This is a genomic window from Micromonospora sp. NPDC047557, assembly GCF_043205095.1.
Taxonomy (GTDB): Bacteria; Actinomycetota; Actinomycetes; order Mycobacteriales; family Micromonosporaceae; genus Micromonospora.
The window spans coordinates 251088-269335 of sequence record NZ_JBIDDK010000005.1 but is presented as its reverse complement, the minus strand read 5'-3'; the positions used below and the strand labels follow the sequence as shown (position 1 = coordinate 269335).

The 18248-nt window shown below is 74.0% G+C and carries 13 protein-coding genes; 6 read left to right on the top strand and 7 right to left on the bottom strand.

What is annotated here, in order from left to right:
* The first annotated feature begins 34 nt into the window (after nucleotides 1-34).
* The 5 genes from ACGGAQ_RS16020 to ACGGAQ_RS16000 are packed head-to-tail and all read left to right on the top strand — an operon-like array spanning nucleotide 35 to nucleotide 5322.
* Nucleotides 35-1918, top strand: a complete 1884-nt coding sequence (locus ACGGAQ_RS16020) for an HAD-IIIC family phosphatase (protein ID WP_393049501.1) — start codon at nucleotides 35-37, stop codon at nucleotides 1916-1918.
* The gene (locus tag ACGGAQ_RS16015) at nucleotides 1911-2159 is read left to right on the top strand and encodes an acyl carrier protein (RefSeq protein ID WP_393049498.1); all 249 of its coding nucleotides are present in this window, start codon (nucleotides 1911-1913) and stop codon (nucleotides 2157-2159) included. Before ACGGAQ_RS16020 ends, ACGGAQ_RS16015 begins: the two co-directional genes overlap by 8 nt.
* The gene (locus tag ACGGAQ_RS16010; RefSeq protein ID WP_393049495.1) at nucleotides 2156-3094 is read left to right on the top strand and encodes a thiamine pyrophosphate-dependent dehydrogenase E1 component subunit alpha; all 939 of its coding nucleotides are present in this window, start codon (nucleotides 2156-2158) and stop codon (nucleotides 3092-3094) included. The genes ACGGAQ_RS16015 and ACGGAQ_RS16010 overlap by 4 nt, the downstream gene beginning before the upstream one ends.
* Entirely contained in the window at nucleotides 3087-4100 is a 1014-nt protein-coding gene (locus ACGGAQ_RS16005) for an alpha-ketoacid dehydrogenase subunit beta (protein WP_393049492.1), read from the top strand. The genes ACGGAQ_RS16010 and ACGGAQ_RS16005 overlap by 8 nt, the downstream gene beginning before the upstream one ends.
* A complete protein-coding gene (locus ACGGAQ_RS16000) occupies nucleotides 4093-5322 on the top strand; it encodes a 2-oxo acid dehydrogenase subunit E2 (RefSeq protein ID WP_393049489.1) in 1230 nt (409 codons plus the stop codon). The genes ACGGAQ_RS16005 and ACGGAQ_RS16000 overlap by 8 nt, the downstream gene beginning before the upstream one ends.
* Nucleotides 5323-5401: 79 nt before the next feature.
* Here ACGGAQ_RS16000 and ACGGAQ_RS15995 read toward each other — a convergent pair whose 3' ends face one another.
* From ACGGAQ_RS15995 to ACGGAQ_RS15985, 3 genes are all read right to left on the bottom strand, one after another.
* Nucleotides 5402-6592 carry an MFS transporter gene (locus ACGGAQ_RS15995; protein WP_393049486.1) on the bottom strand — a complete coding sequence of 397 codons (1191 nt, stop codon included), beginning with the start codon at nucleotides 6590-6592 and terminating at the stop codon, nucleotides 5402-5404.
* 75 nt (nucleotides 6593-6667) lie between these two features.
* The gene (locus ACGGAQ_RS15990) at nucleotides 6668-7147 is read right to left on the bottom strand and encodes a hypothetical protein (RefSeq protein WP_393049483.1); all 480 of its coding nucleotides are present in this window, start codon (nucleotides 7145-7147) and stop codon (nucleotides 6668-6670) included.
* 206 nt (nucleotides 7148-7353) lie between these two features.
* Complete coding sequence (locus tag ACGGAQ_RS15985) at nucleotides 7354-7929, bottom strand: TetR/AcrR family transcriptional regulator (protein WP_393049668.1); 576 nt, start codon at nucleotides 7927-7929, stop codon at nucleotides 7354-7356.
* A gap of 150 nt (nucleotides 7930-8079) precedes the next feature.
* Here ACGGAQ_RS15985 and ACGGAQ_RS15980 point away from each other — a divergent pair, with 150 nt between their 5' ends.
* The gene (locus ACGGAQ_RS15980) at nucleotides 8080-9099 is read left to right on the top strand and encodes an aldo/keto reductase (RefSeq protein WP_393049480.1); all 1020 of its coding nucleotides are present in this window, start codon (nucleotides 8080-8082) and stop codon (nucleotides 9097-9099) included.
* A gap of 63 nt (nucleotides 9100-9162) precedes the next feature.
* Here the strand turns inward: ACGGAQ_RS15980 and ACGGAQ_RS15975 are convergent, their stop codons facing one another.
* Genes ACGGAQ_RS15975 through ACGGAQ_RS15960 form a run of 4 tightly spaced genes read right to left on the bottom strand, consistent with a single transcriptional unit; the run spans nucleotide 9163 to nucleotide 18098 of the window.
* Nucleotides 9163-9354: an MbtH family NRPS accessory protein gene (locus ACGGAQ_RS15975; protein ID WP_007461660.1), complete on the bottom strand. Its 192-nt coding sequence runs from the start codon at nucleotides 9352-9354 to the stop codon at nucleotides 9163-9165.
* A complete protein-coding gene (locus ACGGAQ_RS15970; protein ID WP_393049475.1) occupies nucleotides 9347-12481 on the bottom strand; it encodes a type I polyketide synthase in 3135 nt (1044 codons plus the stop codon). The genes ACGGAQ_RS15975 and ACGGAQ_RS15970 overlap by 8 nt, the downstream gene beginning before the upstream one ends.
* Nucleotides 12478-15765, bottom strand: a complete 3288-nt coding sequence (locus ACGGAQ_RS15965) for an amino acid adenylation domain-containing protein (RefSeq protein WP_393049472.1) — start codon at nucleotides 15763-15765, stop codon at nucleotides 12478-12480. Before ACGGAQ_RS15965 ends, ACGGAQ_RS15970 begins: the two co-directional genes overlap by 4 nt.
* Nucleotides 15762-18098, bottom strand: coding sequence for an amino acid adenylation domain-containing protein (locus ACGGAQ_RS15960; RefSeq protein ID WP_393049469.1), 2337 nt, complete (start codon nucleotides 18096-18098; stop codon nucleotides 15762-15764). The genes ACGGAQ_RS15965 and ACGGAQ_RS15960 overlap by 4 nt, the downstream gene beginning before the upstream one ends.
* Nucleotides 18099-18248 lie beyond the last annotated feature (150 nt).

The window sequence follows — 18248 nt, the reverse complement described above, 5'->3', positions numbered from 1 at the left end:
GGCCGCACCACACCGACGGGAAGGAACACCGAACATGAGAGTCGAGGAGGTCCTGCACCGGATCCGCCGGCTGCGCCGACCCGACGCGGCCGCCGACCCGGAGCTGGCGCCCGGACTGGTCCACCTGGACGACGCGGCGGTCACCGCCGTCGCGTCCGCCGGTCGGCTGCTCGCCGACGTGCCCGTCGAGAAGCTGGCCAGCCCCGACTTCCCGCTGCGCCCGCTGCGGGTCGCGGTCACCGGCACGTTCACGCCGGGCACGCTGGAACCGCTGCTGCGGGTGGCGCTGCTGCGGATCGGCATCGCCGCCGAGATCCACGTCTCCGGCTTCGACCAGCTCGTGCTCGACCTCAGCGACCCGCGCTCGGCGCTCGCCGAGTTCCGGCCGGACGTCACGCTCTGCCTGCTGCACGACGGCTGGTTCCTGCCCGCCGAGTGGGACCCCGGCGACCTGGCCAGCCTCGCCGACGTGCTGGGCGAACGGGCCGGCGTGCTCGCCGCCGCGCTGCGCGGGTACGCGGCGCGCAACGAGGGCGCGGTGCTGCTGCACACCGTGCCACTGTCGCCGTTGGAGCACCGCGGCCTGGTCAGCTTCCGGGGCCGGGCCGAGCTGGGCCGAATCTGGCGGGAGCTGAACTCCCAGCTGTTGGAGCTGGGCGGGCGGGACACGACGTACACCCTGGATCTGGAGACGCTGCTGGTGGACCACGACGGCCCGGTGCGCGACGAGCGCCTGTACCGGTTCGCCAGCATGGCGTGGACGCCCACGGTGGAGCGCCAGTACGCGCACGAGGCCGCCACCTTCTGCCGTGCGGTCCTCGGCCGGACGGCGAAGGTGCTCGCGCTGGACCTGGACAACACCCTCTGGGCGGGCGTGCTCGGCGACGACGGCCTCACCGGCATCCGGCTGGGCACCGACTATCCCGGCAACTGCCACCGGGACGTGCAGCGTCGCGCCCTGGCGCTGCGCCGGCAGGGCGTGCTGCTCGCGGTGTGCAGCAAGAACGACCCCGAGCTGGTGGCGGAGGCGTTCACGCAGCATCCGGACCTGCTGCTGCGCTCCGACGACTTCGTCGCCCAGGCGGTGAACTGGGGACGCAAGGACGAGAACCTGCGCCAGCTCGCCACCACCCTCAACCTGGGCCTGGACGCCGTCGTGTTCGCCGACGACAGCCCGTTCGAGTGCGAGCTCGTACGCCGCGAGCTGCCGACCGTACGGGTGGTGGAGTTGGCCGGCGACCCGGCGGGCTTTCCCACCAGGCTGCTCACCGAGGGGCACTTCACCGTGCTGGCCACCGGCGCCACCGACCGGGAACGCACCGAGCTGTACCGGGCCCGCGCCGGGCGGGAGCGCTTCGCCGCCACGTTCGACTCGGCGGCCGACTACCTGCACGAGCTGACGTTGCGTGTCACCGTTCGGGAGGTCGACGAGCACAGCCTGCCCCGGCTCGCGCAGCTCGGGCTGCGCACCAACCAGTTCACCATGACCGAGCGCGCGCACACCGAGGCGCAGACCCGCTCGCGCGCCGACTCCCCCGACCACCTGGTGCTCACCGTCGAGGTGACCGACCGGTTCGGTGCCGAGGGGCTGGTGGGCGGCCTGTGGCTGGACCGGACCGACCCGGACGCCTGGGTGATCGAGAACTTCGTGCTCAGCTGCCGGGTGTTCTCCCGGGGTGTCGAGCAGGCGGCGCTGCACCGGGTGGCCGAGCTGGCCCGAGCCGCCGGCGCGACCCGGCTGGAGGCCCTGTTCCGGCCCACCGCCCGCAACAAGCCCGGCGGGGCCGTCTGGCCCTCCGCGGGCTTCACCGTGGCATCCGTCGACGACGGCACCACCCGGCACGTGTTGCCGCTGCATCCCCCGCCCCGGCTGCTGCCGGAGTGGATCGCCCTGGAGGAGGGAGACAACCGTGCCTGACCTGTTCACCACCGTCGCGGACCTCATCGAGCAGGTCGCGGACGTACCGGCCGAGGAGATCTCGCCCGACGTCCGGTTCGCGTCGCTGGCCAACTGGACCAGCCTGGAGGCGTTGCGGCTGCTCTCCGCGCTGGAGGACGACCTCGGCGTACGCCTGGACCTGCGGGCGTACCTGGCGGTAAGGGCGGTCGGCGAACTGGTCGACCTCGTTGCCGGCGAGCTGGACGGGGCATCCCGGTGACCGCCACCCGCACCGAGGCGCCGCCGATCGCGCCGACCCGGCTCACCGACGCCGACCTGGACCTGTTGCTGCTGATCCGGCACTTCGAGCTGGCCCTGCTGGACATGTTCGGCCGGGGCGAGCTGCACGGCACCACCCACACCTGCCTGGGCCAGGAGTACGTGCCGGTGGCGCTGCGCCCGCTGCTCACCGACGGCGACTTCGTGTTCAGCAACCACCGGGGCCACGGGCACTACCTGGCCCGGTTCAGCGACCCGCACGGTCTGCTGGCCGAGGTGATGGGCCGCGAGGGCGCGGTGTGCCAGGGCGTCGGCGGCAGCCAGCACATCCTGCGGGACCGCTACCTGTCGACCGGGGTGCAGGGTGAGAGCATGCCGGTGGCCGCCGGCGTGGCGCTGCACCTCAAGCGCACCGAGCCCGGCCGACTGGCGCTTGTCTACCTGGGCGACGGCACCTGGGGCGAGGGCGCCGTCTACGAGGCGCTGAACATGGCCGCGCTGTGGGGCCTGCCGCTGCTGCTGGTGGTCGAGAACAACGGCATCGCCCAGTCCACGCCCACCGACACCCAGCTCGCCGGCAGCATCGGCGGGCGGGCGCGGGCGTTCGGGGTGGACCACCTGCGGGTGACCTCCACCGACACCGAAGTGGTCCGGGCCGCGCTGACGCCGGTGCTGCGCCGGGTCCGCGAGCGGTCCACGCCGTACGTGGTGGAACTGCTCACGCACCGGGTGGGGCCACACAGCAAGGGTGACGACAGCCGCCGCCCGGAGGAGATCGCGCACGCGCGGGCGCACGACTGGTACGCCCGCTACGCGCAGGCGTACCCGGAGCAGTTCGGCGCGCACGACGAGCGGCAACGGGCGTACGTGGCGCAGGTGGTCGCCGACGTCGCCGGCCGGCCGGCGAGCCGCTGGGCGGAGGCCGACCGTGGCTGAGCGGGTGGTGGAGAACCTCAACCAGGCATTGCACGCGCTGCTGGCCGACGACCCCGCGCTGACCGTGCTCGGGGAGGACCTGGTCGACCCGTACGGCGGGGCGTTCAAGGTGACCCGGGGACTGTCGACGCGCTGGCCGGAGCGGGTGCTGTCCACCCCGTTGAGCGAGGGCGGGATAGTCGGCGTGGCCGGCGGGCTGGCCCTGGCCGGGCAGAGCGCGATCGTCGAGATCATGTTCAGTGACTTCGTGGCCCTGGCGTTCGACCAGATCCTCAACTTCGCCAGCAAGTCCACCGCTATGTACGGCCGGCGGGTGCCGATGCGGCTGGTGGTGCGCTGCCCCACCGGCGGCAACCGGGGGTACGGCCCGACGCACAGCCAGAGCCCGCTGAAGCACTTCATCGGCATCCCCGGCCTGAGCGTGCACGAGGTGTCGCCGTTCCACGACAACCGGGCGGTGCTCGCGGGCATGCTCGCCACCGGCCGGCCGGGCCTGCTCTTCGAGGACAAGGTCCTCTACACCACCCGCATGTACGCCGACGGCGTGGTGGACGAGCTGTTCCGCTACGACCTGATCGGCCCGGACGCCGACATCGCCCGGGTCCGGGTGGACGAGGAGGAGCAGGCCGACTGCGTGCTGGTCGTACCCGGCGGCCTGGCCGCCCGGGCGGTGTCGGTGGCCCGGGAGCTGCTGCTGCGCGACGACATCGTCTGCCAGGTGCTGGTGCCGTCGCGACTCTGGCCGCTGGACGTGGACACCCTGCTGCCGCCGATCGCGCGGGCCGGACGGGTGGTGGTGGCCGAGGAGAGCACCGCCGGCGGCACCTGGGGCGCGGAGTTGGCGCAGGTCGTGCACCGGCGGCTCTGGGGATCGCTGCGCGCGCCGGTACGCCTCGTGCACTCCGCCGACAGCGTCATCCCGACCGCCGCGCATCTCGAACGCACCGTGCTGGTGCAGGACGCCGACATCCGCCAGGCCGTGAAGGAGGTCGTCAGTGGTGACTGACCTGGTCGTCCCCAAGCTCAACAACAACGACACGACGTACGTCCTGCTCGACTGGCTGGCCGAGAACGGCGAGCAGGTACGCGCCGGCGAGCCGATCGCCGAGGTGGAGACCTCCAAGGCGGCCGAGGAGCTGCTCAGCGACGGCGACGGTGTCCTGCACCGGCTCGTCGAGGTCAACCGGGAGTGCGCCCCAGGCGACGTCATCGGTCACGTCTTCGACAGCGAAGAGGCCCGGCAACGCTTCCTCGCCGAGGCGGTCGCCCCGGCTGTCGTACCCCTGCCGGACGCCTCCCCTGGCGGGCCGGTGCTCACCGACTCGGCCCGGGAGCTCGCGGCCGCGCACGGTCTCGGCGACGACGAGTTGCGCGGCCTCGGCAAGGCGGTCGTGCGGCGTACCGACGTGGAACGCCTGCTGGCCGACCGGTCGGCGGCGCCCGCGGCAGCGACCGAGCCGGTGGTGGTGGCCGCGGCCGCCGCGCTGGCGGCCGGCGACGGCCCGGAGCCGGACGATCCGCGCCCGGTCCACGCGCTCTCCCGCGCCCAGCGCGCGGTGGCCGCCGTGGTCACCGAGTCCCACCGGGAGGTGCCGGCGGCGCTCGCCGTCATCAAGGTCCGGGCCGACGCCGCCCTCGCGGTGGCCCGGCAGCTCACCCGCGCCACCCGCACCCTGGTCGGCCTGCCGGAGCTGCTGGTCAAGGCCATCGGCGGGTTGCGCGAGGACCACCCGTTGCTCTTCGCCGCACCCGGCGACGGCAGCAGCGTACGACTGGCCGAGGCGGCCCACGTCGGCGTCACCATCGACGTCGGCACCGGGCTGTTCATCCCGGTGGTCCGCGATGTGGAGGAGCTGACCTGCGCGGAGATCGCCGAGACGCTGATGGACTTCCGCTCCCGGGCCGGCGGTGAGGGCTTCCGGGCCGGCGAGCTGGCCGGCGGGACCATCGTCGTCTCCCTGCACACCGACCCCGACGTGGTGCTCGCCGGGCCGATCGTCTTTCCCGGTCAGACCTGCGTGGTGGCGATCGGCGGCACCCAGGACGAGCTGGCGTTGGACGCGGACGGTCAGGTCGTGACGCGCCGGTTCGTCAACCTGAGCGCCGTCTACGACCACCGCGTGGTCAACGGCCGGGAGGCGGTCGCGTTCCTGCAGGCCGTGAAGGCCGCGCTGGAGTCCCCCGACCACCTCGACGACCTCCTCGACCGGATCGCCGTCGACGGGTGACCTCGTCAACCGGTCGCGGATGTCTGGCTGTCGTGATCGTTGGCAGCTGAGCAGTGGTAGGGCCGGCGGGTCGCACCGCTCAGTTGCCAACGATCATGAGCGGGGGGCTCGCGTCGGGTTGTCGTGGCCTGGGCGGGCGCAGGGTGGCCGCGGCGGTCAGGCAGAGCACGGCGGCGGCGATCAGCGGCGGACGGCCGCCGAAGTGGACGGCGGCGGAGCCGAGCGGGATCGCCAGCACGAGCGGGCCGAACATCGCAGTGTTGGCCGTCGCGGCGACCCGGCCGAGCAGCGCCGCCGGGCTGTGCGTCTGTACGGCGGTCACCGCAGCGACCAGGGTCCACGGCAGCCCGATGCCGGCGACCGCGGCACCCGCGACCGTGGCCGGCCACCAGGGCAGGCAGCGCGCCAGGCAGCCCACGGCGAACAGCACGGCCCCGGCCACGCCGACGGCGGCGGGACCCCGCCGGGTGAGGAGCCGGCCGACGACCAGTCCACCGAGGATCGAGCCGGCGCCCTGAGCGCTCGCCAGCACACCCAGAAACGTGGTCGGAAGGCGTAGTTCCGTGACGACGACCGCGTAGACGGCCGCGGTCGTGAAGCCCGACATGGCGATCGACACGGCCGCGAGCACGACCGGTACGCGGGTCGTCCGCTGTCCGAGCAGGACGGCAAGCCCGGCGCGCAGGCCGCGATGCTGACGCGTCGGCCGTTCGGGCGGCGTCCGGTTCAGGCGCACCGCCAGGTACAGGACGGCGACCAGGAGCGGCATGGCCGCGCTCAGCACGGCGACCGCGTGGCCGCCGTGCCAGGCGTAGAGGCCCGCGCCGGCCAGCGGGGCGACGAGCTTCATGCCCTCCTGCGCGCTGGAGCGCCACCCGTTGACGTCGCCGAGGTCCGTGGGCGACAGCGCGGACGGCAGCAGCGCCGTCTCGCCCGCGTCGATCAGCACGTAGCTGACACCGTAGGCGCACGAGACGGCGAAGATGACCCACGTCTGCCCCGGGCCGCGGACGGCGAGGAGCGCCAGCAGCGCGGCTGCCAGCAGGATGTTGACGTCGATCACCAGCGCCCGTCGGGGCGCCCGGTCGAGCAGGCCGCCCAGCCATGGGCCGGCGAGCACCGGGGCGTACACGCAGAGCCCGGCCAGGGCGGCCAGACCGGTGGAGCCGGTGAGGTCCAGGATCCAGATGCCGGCCACCAGGGACATGGCGCTGCTGCCGAAGCCGGACAGCAGCGAGATCGCCACGAACAGACAGGCGTTGCGCCGCATGAGCCCTCCAGGTTGAGCCGAGTTGACTCACATCCTGATTCTTGAGCCCGGCTCAAGCAATGGCGTTGAGCGATGTCAATGGTTCGTTGACAGCACGGTGTCCACCGTCGCCGCCATGACTCGTACCGGTGACGGCAGCCGGTCGCCTGCGGCTTCGAGGTCGGCACGGAGGTGCAGGGCCAGCGCGTAGAGCGAGCCGGGGGCGGCGTCCAGGGCGGCCTCCACTGTGCTCCGAACGAGTGCCGCCCGAGGAAAGCGGGAGTCCCACCGCCGGTCCGTCGCGATCCAGCGCCCGAGGTCGGCCACCGCGCCCCGCAACGCCGCGATCTGCGACGAGTAGCCACGGTCGAGGTGATGTCGCCGAGCACGTCGCGCGGCCGCCAGGCGCTGACGGCGCTGCTCGGCGGCCTGCCGGCTGCCGAGCCCCAGCGCCGTCGCGACCTGCGCCCAGGTCGCGCCTTCGTGGCGCGCCCGGTCGATCAGCTCCGCCTCCCGCTCGTCCAGCTGCACACGAGCGGCGCCTACCTCAGCCAAGCCGGCCAACGGCGTCATCATTCGTCAACACTACATTGACAGCTCGGCGACGCGGGCTCGACCGTGGGATGCACCTAACCTCTGGGCGACGCTGTAGAGCTGCCCCAGAAATGGGGCAGGCTCGCCACCCCAGATCTCCCGCTGCCCCAGATCTGGGGCAGCTCTACAGGCAGCAGCGGGGACCTGTTTCCCTCCGGGTCGGCGGCGTCGACACCGCCGGGCGGTGGCTACCGGACGCCCAGCCCGGCGATGAGGATCTCCACCATCCGGCGCGCGTCGTAGCGGGGGTCGCCCGCGCCGATGCAGAGGTTGCCGACGCCGCGCAGCAGCTCGACGGGGCTCAGGTCGGTGCGGATCTCGCCCGCCGCCGCGGCCGCGTCGAGCAGTTGGGCGCACACCGGCACCAGCCGGTCGAGGAAGTAGCCGTGCAGAGCCTGGAAGGCGACGTTGTCGGACTGCAACGCCTGGGCGAGACCGTGCTTGGTGACCAGGAAGTCGACGAAGAGGTCGATCCACCGCGCGAGGGCGGCGTACGGGGTGCCGCTGGCGGCCAGCAGCGTCGGCCCGGCCTCGGCACAGGCCTCGACCTGGTGTCGGTAGACGGCCACGATCAGATCCGCCCGCGTCGGGAAGTGCCGGTAGATCGTGCCGACGCCGACGCCCGCCGCGGCGGCGATCTCGCGAACGGGCACGTCGACGCCGGACGCGACGAAGGCCGCGGCGGCGGCGTCCAGGAGCGTCGCCTCGTTGCGCCGCGCGTCCGCCCGCTTGCGCGGTCGCGGTGACGTCGATCCGCTGTCGATGTCGGCCACTGCGCCCGACCTCCCATGGTCACTGTTGGCAAACGGAACAGTGTTCCGTATATTGGTTAGCGGAACATGGTTCCACTTGTTCAGGATGCCAGAGCAGGTGGACCACGGCCAACCACGCCCCTTGAGCACGGAGGAACAGCCATGCAGTACCGCACCTTGGGTCGCACCGGCGTCCAGGTCAGCACACTCGTGCTGGGCGCCATGAACTTCGGCAAGCTGGGACGCACCGGCCAGGACGAGGTCACCGCGATCGTCGACGCCGCCCTGGAGGGCGGGATCAACCTGATCGACACCGCCGACATGTACAGCCAGGGCGAGTCGGAGGAGATGGTCGGCCGGGCGATCGCCGGCCGCCGCGACGACATCGTGCTGGCCACGAAGGCCGGCATGCCCATGGGTGACGAGCGCAACCACCGGGGCAGCTCGCGCCGCTGGCTGGTCACCGAGCTGGACAACAGCCTGCGCCGCCTCGGCGTCGACCATGTCGACCTCTACCAGATCCACCGGTGGGACCCGACCACCAGCGACGAGGAGACGCTGTCGGCGCTGACCGACCTGCAGCGGGCCGGAAAGATCCGCTACTTCGGCTCGTCGACCTTCCCCGCGTACCGCATCGTGCAGGCCGAGTGGGCCGCGCGGGAGCACCACCTGAGCCGCTACGTCACCGAACAGCCCAGCTACTCGATCCTGCAACGCGGGATCGAGACCCACGTCCTGCCCGTGACCGAGCAGTACGGCCTCGGCGTGCTGGCGTGGAGCCCGCTCGCCTCGGGCTGGCTCTCCGGCGCGGTCCGGGCGGGCCGGGAGATCACCACCAGCCGGTCGACGCTTCTGCCGGAGCGCTTCGACACCGCACTCGCGGCCAACCAGGCCAGGATGGACGCCGTCGAGCACCTGGCCAAGGTCGCCGACGAGGCCGGCCTCACCATGATCCAGCTCGCGCTCGGGTTCGTCACCGCGCACCCGGCCGTGACCAGCGCGATCATCGGTCCCCGCACGATCGAGCACCTGCACTCCCAGCTCGCCGCCGCGGACACCGTGCTCTCCGCCGACGTGCTGGACGCGATCGACGCCATCGTCGCGCCGGGCGTCGACCTCGCCGCACACGAGAAGTTCGACACCCCGCCCGCCCTGCTCGACTCGGCCCTGCGCCGTCGCTGAGCCCGGCGCGGACACGTCATCGCTGGGTCACCGACGTCGCGCGGCGGGCCGGTGACCGGTCGCTCAGCCGGCGGCCAGGTGTTCGCGGACGCTGCGGGGGCGCATGTCGGTCCAGGTACGCGTCACGAAGTCCAGGCACTCCTGGCGGCTGCCGGCGCAGCCGGCGTCCCGCCAACCGTCCGGCACCTCCTTGTGCCGGGGCCACAGGGCGTACTGCTCCTCGTCGTTGACCACCACGCGGTGTTCGTCAGCCATCGGGGTTGCCTTCCTCGTGTCGGGCCAGGTGCAGTTCGCGGGCGAGACTCTCCGGGGACAACGCCCGGATCTCCGCGAGCAGGTCGGTGAGGTCACCGTCCGTGGGCGGGGAAACCGCCCGGGGTACGGCGGGAGCGGGCCCCGCCAGCGCGGCGACGGTACGGGCCAACGCGGCGGGGGTGGGTGACTCGAAGATCGCGGCGGGCGGCAGGTCGACGCCGAGCGCGTCGCGCAGTCGCGCCACCACCCGGGTGCCGAGCAGCGAGTGCCCGCCCAGCTCGAAGAAGTCGTCGTCGGGGCCGATCTCGTCCACCCCGAGCAGGTCCACCCAGATCCGCCGCACCACCTCGTACGGCTCGTCCCCCGTCGAGGCCGTCGCCGCCGCCACCGATCCCGCCGCCACCGATCCGGCCGGGGCCGGTGGCGGCGGCGCGGTGACCGGCGTGACCTCGTCGGGGGCGACGGGTCCCGGCCGGTACGCGTCGACCCAGTGCCGGTCACGCGCGAACGGGTACGTGGGCAGGGGTACCCGGCGTCGTCCCTCGTCGCGGCCGTCGGGCCAGCGCACCGGGGCCCCGGCGAGCCAGAGCCGGCCGACGGCCCGGGCGACGGCGTCGTCCTCGCCGGTGGGCGTGCGCTCGGCGGGCAGGCTCGTCACCACCGGCACCCCACGTGCGGCGTCGTGCTGCCGGACGAGGGTGGCCAGGGTGCGACCGGGGCCGACCTCCAGCACTGCGTACCGCTCGCCGAGCAGCAGGGTGGCGGCGGCGGTGAAGTTGACCGGGCGGCGCAGCTGCCGCACCCAGTAGTCGGGGTCGGTGGCCTCGTCGTCGGTGAGCCAGCGGCCGGTCACGTTCGACACGACCGGCAGGGTGGGCGGACGCAGCGGCACCTCCCGCAGGTGCGCGGCGAAGCCGGCCAGAGCCGGGTCCATCAGGGCCGAGTGGAACGCATGGGAGGTGCGTAGCTCCCGACACGCCACCCCGCGCCCGCGCAGGTCGGCGGCGAGCGCGGCGACGGCGGCGGTCTCGCCGGAGACTGTGGTGAGGCGCGGCGCGTTGGCGGCGGCCACCTCCACTGCGGCGGGCAGCAGCGCCGTCACCTCGTCGACGCCGAGAGCCACCGAGAGCATCGATCCGGGTGCCTGGGCCTGCATGAGCCGACCGCGGACGGCGACGGTGGCGAGCGCGTCGGGCAGGGTGAAGACGCCGGCCAGGCAGGCGGCCACGTACTCGCCGAGGCTGTGTCCCGCCATCGCGGCCGGGCGTACGCCGTGGTGGCGCAGCAGTTCGGCGAGGGCGTACTCGACGGCGAACAGGGCCGGCTGGGTGAGCCGGGTCTCGTCCAGCTCGGGTGCGGCCGGGACCGCGTCGCCGGGTGGGCAGAGCAGGGTCCGCAGGTCCACGTCGAGGTGCGGCCGCAGCAGGTCGGCGCAGCGGTCGAAGGCCGCCCGGTAGACCCGTTCGGCGCGGTAGAGGGTGCGGCCCATTCCTGCGTACTGCGCGCCCTGGCCGGGAAAGAGCAGCGCCACCCCGGCCGGCGTACCGGTGGCGACGCCGGTGCGGACCAGCGTCGAGTCACGGTCGGCGAGCTGGGCGGCGGCGGTCGTGGCGTCGCGGGCGACGGTGACGAGCCGGTGCCCGAACTCCCGTCGGGTCCGCGCGAGGGTGTACGCGACGTCGGCCAGCGGCACGTCGGGGTGCTCGCCCAGGTGGGTGGCGAGCTGGTCGCGGGCCCGGTCGAGCGCGTCGGCGTCCCGGGCCGAGAGCACCAGCAGATGGGCGGACCGGTCGTCGCCGGGGCGGTGATCCGCCGATTCGGCGGCCTGGAGCACGGCGTGGGCGTTGGTGCCGCCGATGCCGAAGGAGCTGACCGCCGCACGGCACGGCGTGCCCAGGTCGGGCCAGGGCTGCGCGGTGGTGGGCACGTGGAACGGCCCGCCGGCCAGCTCGGGGTGCGGCTCGGTGCAGTACGGGCTGGGCGGCACCACGCGGTGATGCAGCGCCAGCGCGGCCTTGATCAGCCCGGTCACCCCGGCGGCGACGTCGAGGTGACCGAGGATCGACTTGACCGAGCCGAGCGCGCACCGGCCCGCATCAGCGCTGTGGCCCCCGTCGGCGCCCCGGAACGCCTCGGCCAGGGCGCGCAGCTCGATCTGGTCGCCCAGCTCGGTGCCGGTGCCGTGCGCCTCGACGTAGCCGATCGTGGCGGGGTCGACCTCGGCCACCTCCTGGGCGGCCCGGATCGCGGCGACCTGACCGTCCACTCCGGGCGCGGTGAAGCCGACCTTCAACCGGCCGTCGTTGTTGATGGCGGAGCCACGGATCACCGCGTACACCGTGTCGCCGTCGTCGCGGGCGTCCCCCAGCCGGCGCAGGACGACCACGGCGGCGCCGTCGCCTCCCACGGTTCCGGTGGCGCGCACGTCGAACGGGCGGCAGTGCCCGTCGCGGGACATGATGCCGCCGGCCTCGTGCCGGTAGCCGGTGCCGGTGGGCAGCAGGACGTGCGCGGCGCCGGCGAGCGCGACGTCGCACTCGCGGGCGAGCAGCGCCTGCGCGGCGAGGTGCACGGCGACCAGCGACGACGAGCAGGCCGTCTGCACCGCCACGGCGGGTCCACGCAGGTCCAGGTGGTACGCCACCCGGGTGGGCAGCGAGTCCTTGTCGTTGGCGAGCATCAGCTCGTACTCGGAGACCGAATCGAGTCGCGGGTTGCGGAACAGGTGGTGCAGGAGGTAGCTGCTGGCCGCGGCGGCGGCGTACACGCCGACCAGCCGGTCGGGGTTCCCGGCGAGGTGACCGGCGCGTTCCAGGGCGGTCCAGGCGGTCTGCAGGAAGAGCCGCTGTTGCGGGTCGAGCAGCCGGGCGTCGCGGGGCGAGTAGCCGAAGAAGCTGGCGTCGAATCGGTCGATGTCGGCCAGCGCGCCGTGCGCCGGCACGTGGTCGGGGTGCCGCCGCTCCTCTTCGGTGAGGCCGGCGGCCGCCAGCTCCGCGTCGGTGAACCGGGTGATGGTCTCCTCCCCGGCGAGGATCCGCTGCCACAGCTCGTCGACGTCGGCGGCGCCGGGAAAGCGGCCGGCCATCCCGACGATGGCGATCTCCAGTCCGGTCTCCTGGTCGGTCACGCTCGTCCCTCCCCCGCCGGCACCGGGCGGGCCCGGCGGGCCCGGTCGGCCAGCGCCTGCTTGCGTTCGTCTCGTCGCCGGCCACCGGCCGGTGCGGTCGTCGGGGCGGCCGTGCCGTCGAGGAACCGGGCCAGCAGCGCGATGGTCGGATAGCGGAACAGCTCGACGGCGGGCACCGGTCGGCCCAGCCGTTCGGTGAGCCGGGTCTGCACCCGCGCCAGCAGCAGTGACGTCCCGCCCAGGTCGAAGAAGTTGTCGTCCGCGCCGACGTCGTCGAGCCCGAGCACCTGCCGCCAGGTGTCGGCGATGGCCCGCTCCACAGCGCCGGTGGGTGCCACGTACGCGGCGCCGAGGTCGGCGCGGGCGACGGTGGGGGCGGGCAGCCGGGACGGGTCGAGCTTGCCGCTGGACGTCACCGGCAGGTCCGGGACCACCACGAAGGCGCTCGGCACGAGATAGCGGGGCAGCCGCCGGAGCAGGCTCTGGCGCAGCTCGTCGATCGCCAACCCGTCGCCGACGAGGTAGCCGACCAGTCGTCGACCGCCGGGCGCGTCGGTCCGCACCACGGCGGCGGCCCGGCGCACCCCCGGGCACTGCCGCAGTTGGGCCTCCACCTCGCCCAACTCGATCCGATAGCCGTTGATCTTGACCTGGTTGTCCGCCCGGCCGAGGAAGATCAACTGCCCGTCGGCCCGCCAGCGGACCAGGTCGCCGGTGGCGTACATCCGCTCCCCCGGTGTCGGCGCGTACGGGTCGGGCAGGAAGCGCCCGGCGGTGAGCGCGGGGTCGCCGTGGTAGCCGCGGGCCACTCCGGCGCCGCCGAGGTGCAGCTCGCCGGGCACCCCCGGCGGCACCGGCCGCAGCTCGGTGTCGAGCACGTAGGCGCGGACCCCGGTCAGCGGTCGGCCGATCGGAAGCTCGGTGTCGGCGGGTGCGCAGCGGGCGGCGGTGGCGGTGACGGTGGCCTCGGTCGGGCCGTACCCGTTGATCAGGAGCCGGTCGCGCGACCAGGCGGCGGCGACGTCCGGGGCGCAGGGTTCGCCGCCGACGGTGAGTATCCGCAGGTCGGGCACGGCGGCGGGGTCCAGTGCGTCGAGGACCACCGGCGGCAGGTCGGCCACCGTGACGCGGTGCCGGGTGAGCGCGGCGGCCAGGTCGGGGCCGGGGGTGCGCTCGTCCGGGCCGAGCAGGCGCAGCGTGGCACCCGCCGTGAGCGCGGTGACCACATCGGACAGCGCCACGTCGAAGCTGATCGAGTGGAACTGCAGGACCCGGTCGCCGGCCCGGACGCCGACCAGCCGGGCCTGCGCGGCGGCGAGGTTGCTCAGCCCTCGGTGGGTGCCGAGGACGCCCTTGGGCAGCCCGGTCGAGCCGGACGTGTAGATCAGATAGGCGGCGGCGTCGGGGTGGACTGCCGTCGGGAGCGCGGCGTCGCCGGCCGGCGGCTGCTCGTCGAGGCGCAGCAGCGGCACGCCGGTGGTGGGCAGCGCCAACTCCGCGTCGGCCGTGGTGATCACCAGCGCGGCGGCGGAGTCGGCGAGCAGGTGCGCCAGCCGGGCCGCCGGCAACTGCGGGTCCAGGGGCAGGTAGACCCCACCCGCCCGGAGTACGGCGAGGAACGTGACCACCCAGTCCGGGCCGGCGGGCAGGCAGACCCCGACTGTCGTCTCGGCCCGTACGCCCCGGGCGGCGAGGGTCCGGGCCAGGCGGTCGGCCCGCGCGTCCAGCTCCCGGTAGGTCACTGCCTGGTCGCGGTACGCCAGGGCGACCGTCTCCGGTGCCGCCGCAGCCCGGCGGGCGACCAGCTCGCCCAGGCTCGGCTGGCCCTGCGGCGCGGGCGCGGTGGCGGCCCAGCGGTCGATGAGGTCCCGTCCGGCGGTCGCGTCGAGCAGCGGCAGCCGGTCCACGGGGGTGTCCGGGGCGGCGAGCGCGGCGGTGAGCAGGGTGTCGAGCTGGTCGGCGAGCGCCCGGGCGGTGGACTCGTCGAAGAGCCGCGTCCGGTACTCGATCCGCCCGTCGATGCGGCCCTCGTACGGGATGACGGTCAGCGTCAGGTCGAACATGGACGTGCCGGTGTGCGTCTCACCGCTGGCCAGCACGTTTACCCCGGGCAGGGTCAGCCGCTGCTCCCAGCCGTCCTCGACGGCGAACATCACCTGGGCGAGTGGGTGACGGCCGGCGTCGCGGACCGGGCGCAGCTCCTGCACCAGGGCGTCGAACGGCACCGGGTCGGTCAGCGCGGTCAGCGCGGAGTCCCGCAGCCGATCCAGCAGCGCGGCGAAGGTCAGTTGACCGTCGACCCGGCTGCGCAGCACCAGGGTGTTGACGAAGAAGCCGACAGCGGTCTCGCTGTCGAGCGTCTGCCGGTTCGCCACCGGGGTGGCGATCAGCAGGTCCGGCTGCTGGCTGCGGCGGTGCAGCACCGCCGCCCAGGCCGCCGCGAAGATCATGTACGGCGTCGCGCCGGTGCGGCGGCCCGCCTCGGCGACCCGGTCGGCCAGCTCCGGTGGCCAGGAGAACTCGATCTCGTGGCCGGCGTCCTCCAGCTCGGCCGGGCGGGGCCGGTCGGTCGGCAGGTCGAGCCCCGGCGGCGCGCCGGTCAGCGCGTCGCGCCACCAGTCCAGCCGCCGGGCCAGCTCGGTCGGGCCGAGCAGTCGGTCCTGGGCCAGCGCGGCCGGTACGTCCCGGGGCACCGGCGGCAGCGCCGGACGCCGCCCCTCCCGCAGGGCCGCGTACGCCGTCGACAGCTCCTCGAAGAGCAGACCCATGCTCCAGCCGTCACACACCACGTGGTGCAGGGAGAGCAGCAGCGCGAAGTCGGTGGGGCCGGTGCGGCACAGGGTGGCCCGCACCAGCGGTCCCCGGGCCAGGTCGAAGGGGCGTACGGCCTCGGCGGCGGCGTACTCGTCGATCCGCTCCGGCGCGACGTCCTCGACCACCAGCGGCAGGCCGGTCGGCGGCAGGACCACCTGGTACGACTGCCCGTCCAGCGGCACGAACACCGTGCGCAGCGCCTCGTGCCGCGCCACGACCTCGTCGAGCGCGCCGCGCAACGCGGCCACGTCCAGATCGCCGCGCAGGTCCACCCGGTACGGGACGTGGTAGGCCGGGCTGTCCGGGCGGAGCTGCGCCAGCAGCAGCATCCACTCCTGGGCGGCGGTGAGCGGGTGGATGCCGTACCGGTCGCCGTCGGCGCGGATCGCGGCGAGGAACGCCCGCCGCCGTTCGGGCGGCAGGGCGTCCACGCGCTGGCGCAACCGCGCGGGCGTGAGGGCTCCGATCATCGGGCGATCCCCTGTTCGAGCTGGTCGAGCAGGCCGGCGAGGTCGGCGGGTGGCGGCCCGTCCGACGCGACCGGCAGGGCCGCTTCGGTGGGCTCGACCGGCACTCCGCTGATCTCGTCGGCCGCGGCGGCCAGCCCGGCCACGGTCGGGTGGTCGAAGATCAGCCGCAGCGGCACCTCCGCGCCGATCGCGGCGGCGAGCCGGGAGCGGACCCGGGTCGCCTTCAAAGACCGCCCGCCGAGGTCGAAGAAGTCGTCGTCGCGGCGGCGCACCGGCACACCGAGGACGTCCTGCCAGATCTCGGCCACCGCCCGCTCGGTCGGTGTCCGCGGAGATGCGTCGTCGTCGCCCTGCGCGGCGGCGTCGGGCGCGGGCAGCGCCGCGACGTCCACCTTGCCGTTGCGGTTGAGCGGCAGCCGTGGCAGCGCCACGAACACGGCCGGCACCAGGTGGTCGGGCAGTTGCTCGCGGGCCCGTTCCCGGACCGCCTCGACGCGCACCCCGTCGTTCGGCACGACGTACGCGACCAGTCGGGCGTCGCCGGCGGCGTCGCGGTCGGCGCGCACGATCGCGTCCCGCAGCAGGCCGCCAGCGCGCAGCGCCTCGGTCACCTCGCCCGGCTCGACCCGGTACCCGCGGATCTTGACCTGGTGGTCGGATCGGCCGACGAACTCGATCAACCCGTCCGGGCGTTGCCGGACCACGTCGCCGGTGCGGTAGAGCCGACCCCCGGTGCGCGGCCCGAACGGGTCGGGCACGAACTTCTCGGCGGTCGCGTCGGGGCGGCCGAGGTAGCCGCGGGCCACCCCGTCCCCTCCGATGAACAGCTCACCGAGCACGCCCGGCGGCACCGGTTGCAGGAGCCGGTCCAGCACGTACACCCGGGTGTTGGCGACCGGGCCGCCGATCGGCACGATCGGGTCCGCGGCGGTGAGCCGGGCGCAGTCGTACGTCGTGGTGTAGGTGGTGGCCTCGGTCGGGCCGTACCCGTTGACCAGCGTCGTGTCCGGGCAGGCCGCCCGGATCCGGTCCACGGCCGTCCGGTCGGCCTGCTCGCCGCCGAACGTCAGGTAGCGCAGCGCGGCCAGGGCGTCCGGCGCCTCGGTCGCCACCTGCCGAGCCACGGACGTGGCCAGGAACATCATCGTCACGCCGGTGTCGCGCAGCCGGGCGCGCAACCGGTCCGGCACGATCACGTCGTTGATGTCCAGGTCCGCCAGGCAGGCGCCGTTGAGCAGGGCGCCCCACACCTCCAGGGTCGCCGCGTCGAACGACATCGTGGCGGCCTGTCCCATCACGTCGTCCGGGCGTACGTCGACGAAGTTGGTGTCGCGGACCAGCCGGACGATGTTGCGGTGGCTGACCCCGGTCCCCTTGGGGTGGCCGGTGGAGCCCGACGTGTACATGACGTACGCGAGCTGGTCGGGGTGGATGGTCACCGCCGGCGGGTCCGCCGGGCCGTCGTCGGCCGGCAGCCGGTCCACGACGATCCGGGGCGTGTCGTCGTCCGGGAGCCGGTCGGCCAGCGCGGCGGTGTGCAGGATCGCTCCCGGTGTGGCGTCGCGGCACATCAACGCCAGCCGCTCCGGCGGGTATCCGGGGTCCAGCGGCAGGTACGCGGCGCCGACCTTGAGCGTCGCCAGCGCGGCGATCACCCAGGCGGTCGTGTCGGCGAGGCAGATGCCGACAAGCGTCTCGGCGCCGATCCCCAGCCGGCGCAGACGCCCCGCCAGGTGGTTGGCACGCCGGTCCACCTCCCGGTAGGCGAGGACCCTCTCGCCGTCGCGCAGCGCGGGCGCGTCCGGGGTCTGCCGGGCCCACTGGGCGAACAGCTCGGGCACCGACTTTTCGCGCGGGTAGGCGGTGTCGGTGGCGTTCCAGTCGATCACCACCTGCCGTTCCGTCGCCGGGTCGAGCAGTGGGAGGTCGGACAGGCGCGCTGCGGGCCGCTCCTGCGTCCGGGCGAGCAGCACGGCCAACGCCGCCCCGATCGACGTCGCGTGTGGGTGGTGGCTCACCGTGGCCGCCGGGCGTTCGTCGGTGTCGTCGATCTGCAGCCGCACTGCACCCCGATAACCGGGGGGTGCCTGATCGGAGCTAATCGATACCACCGGCCGATAGTCGGGAACCGTTTCGGGCAATTCCGCGTCGTGCTCCCGGGCCTCGCGCAGAGCCGTTCGGACCAGGTCCCGCAGCTCGGTCCACGTGGGATCCTCGGGCAACCGGACCCGCACGGGCAGCCAGTGTCCCGAGCCGGTCGGCGCGGCCGGCGTCTCGGCGAGCAGGTCCCGGCCGCCGACCCAACGGTGCAGCAGCGCGAACAGGCCGGCCAACGAGCTGACCTGCGGTTCGACCGAGTCGCATGGCAGATCCGCACGGGCTTCCCCGGCAGGGGCGGTCGGTGGCGCGAAGGGCAGGTCCGGCGGCTCCGGGAGGTCCGTGAGCTGTCGTTCCCAAAAGGCGGAGAGGCCAGGGAAAACTGT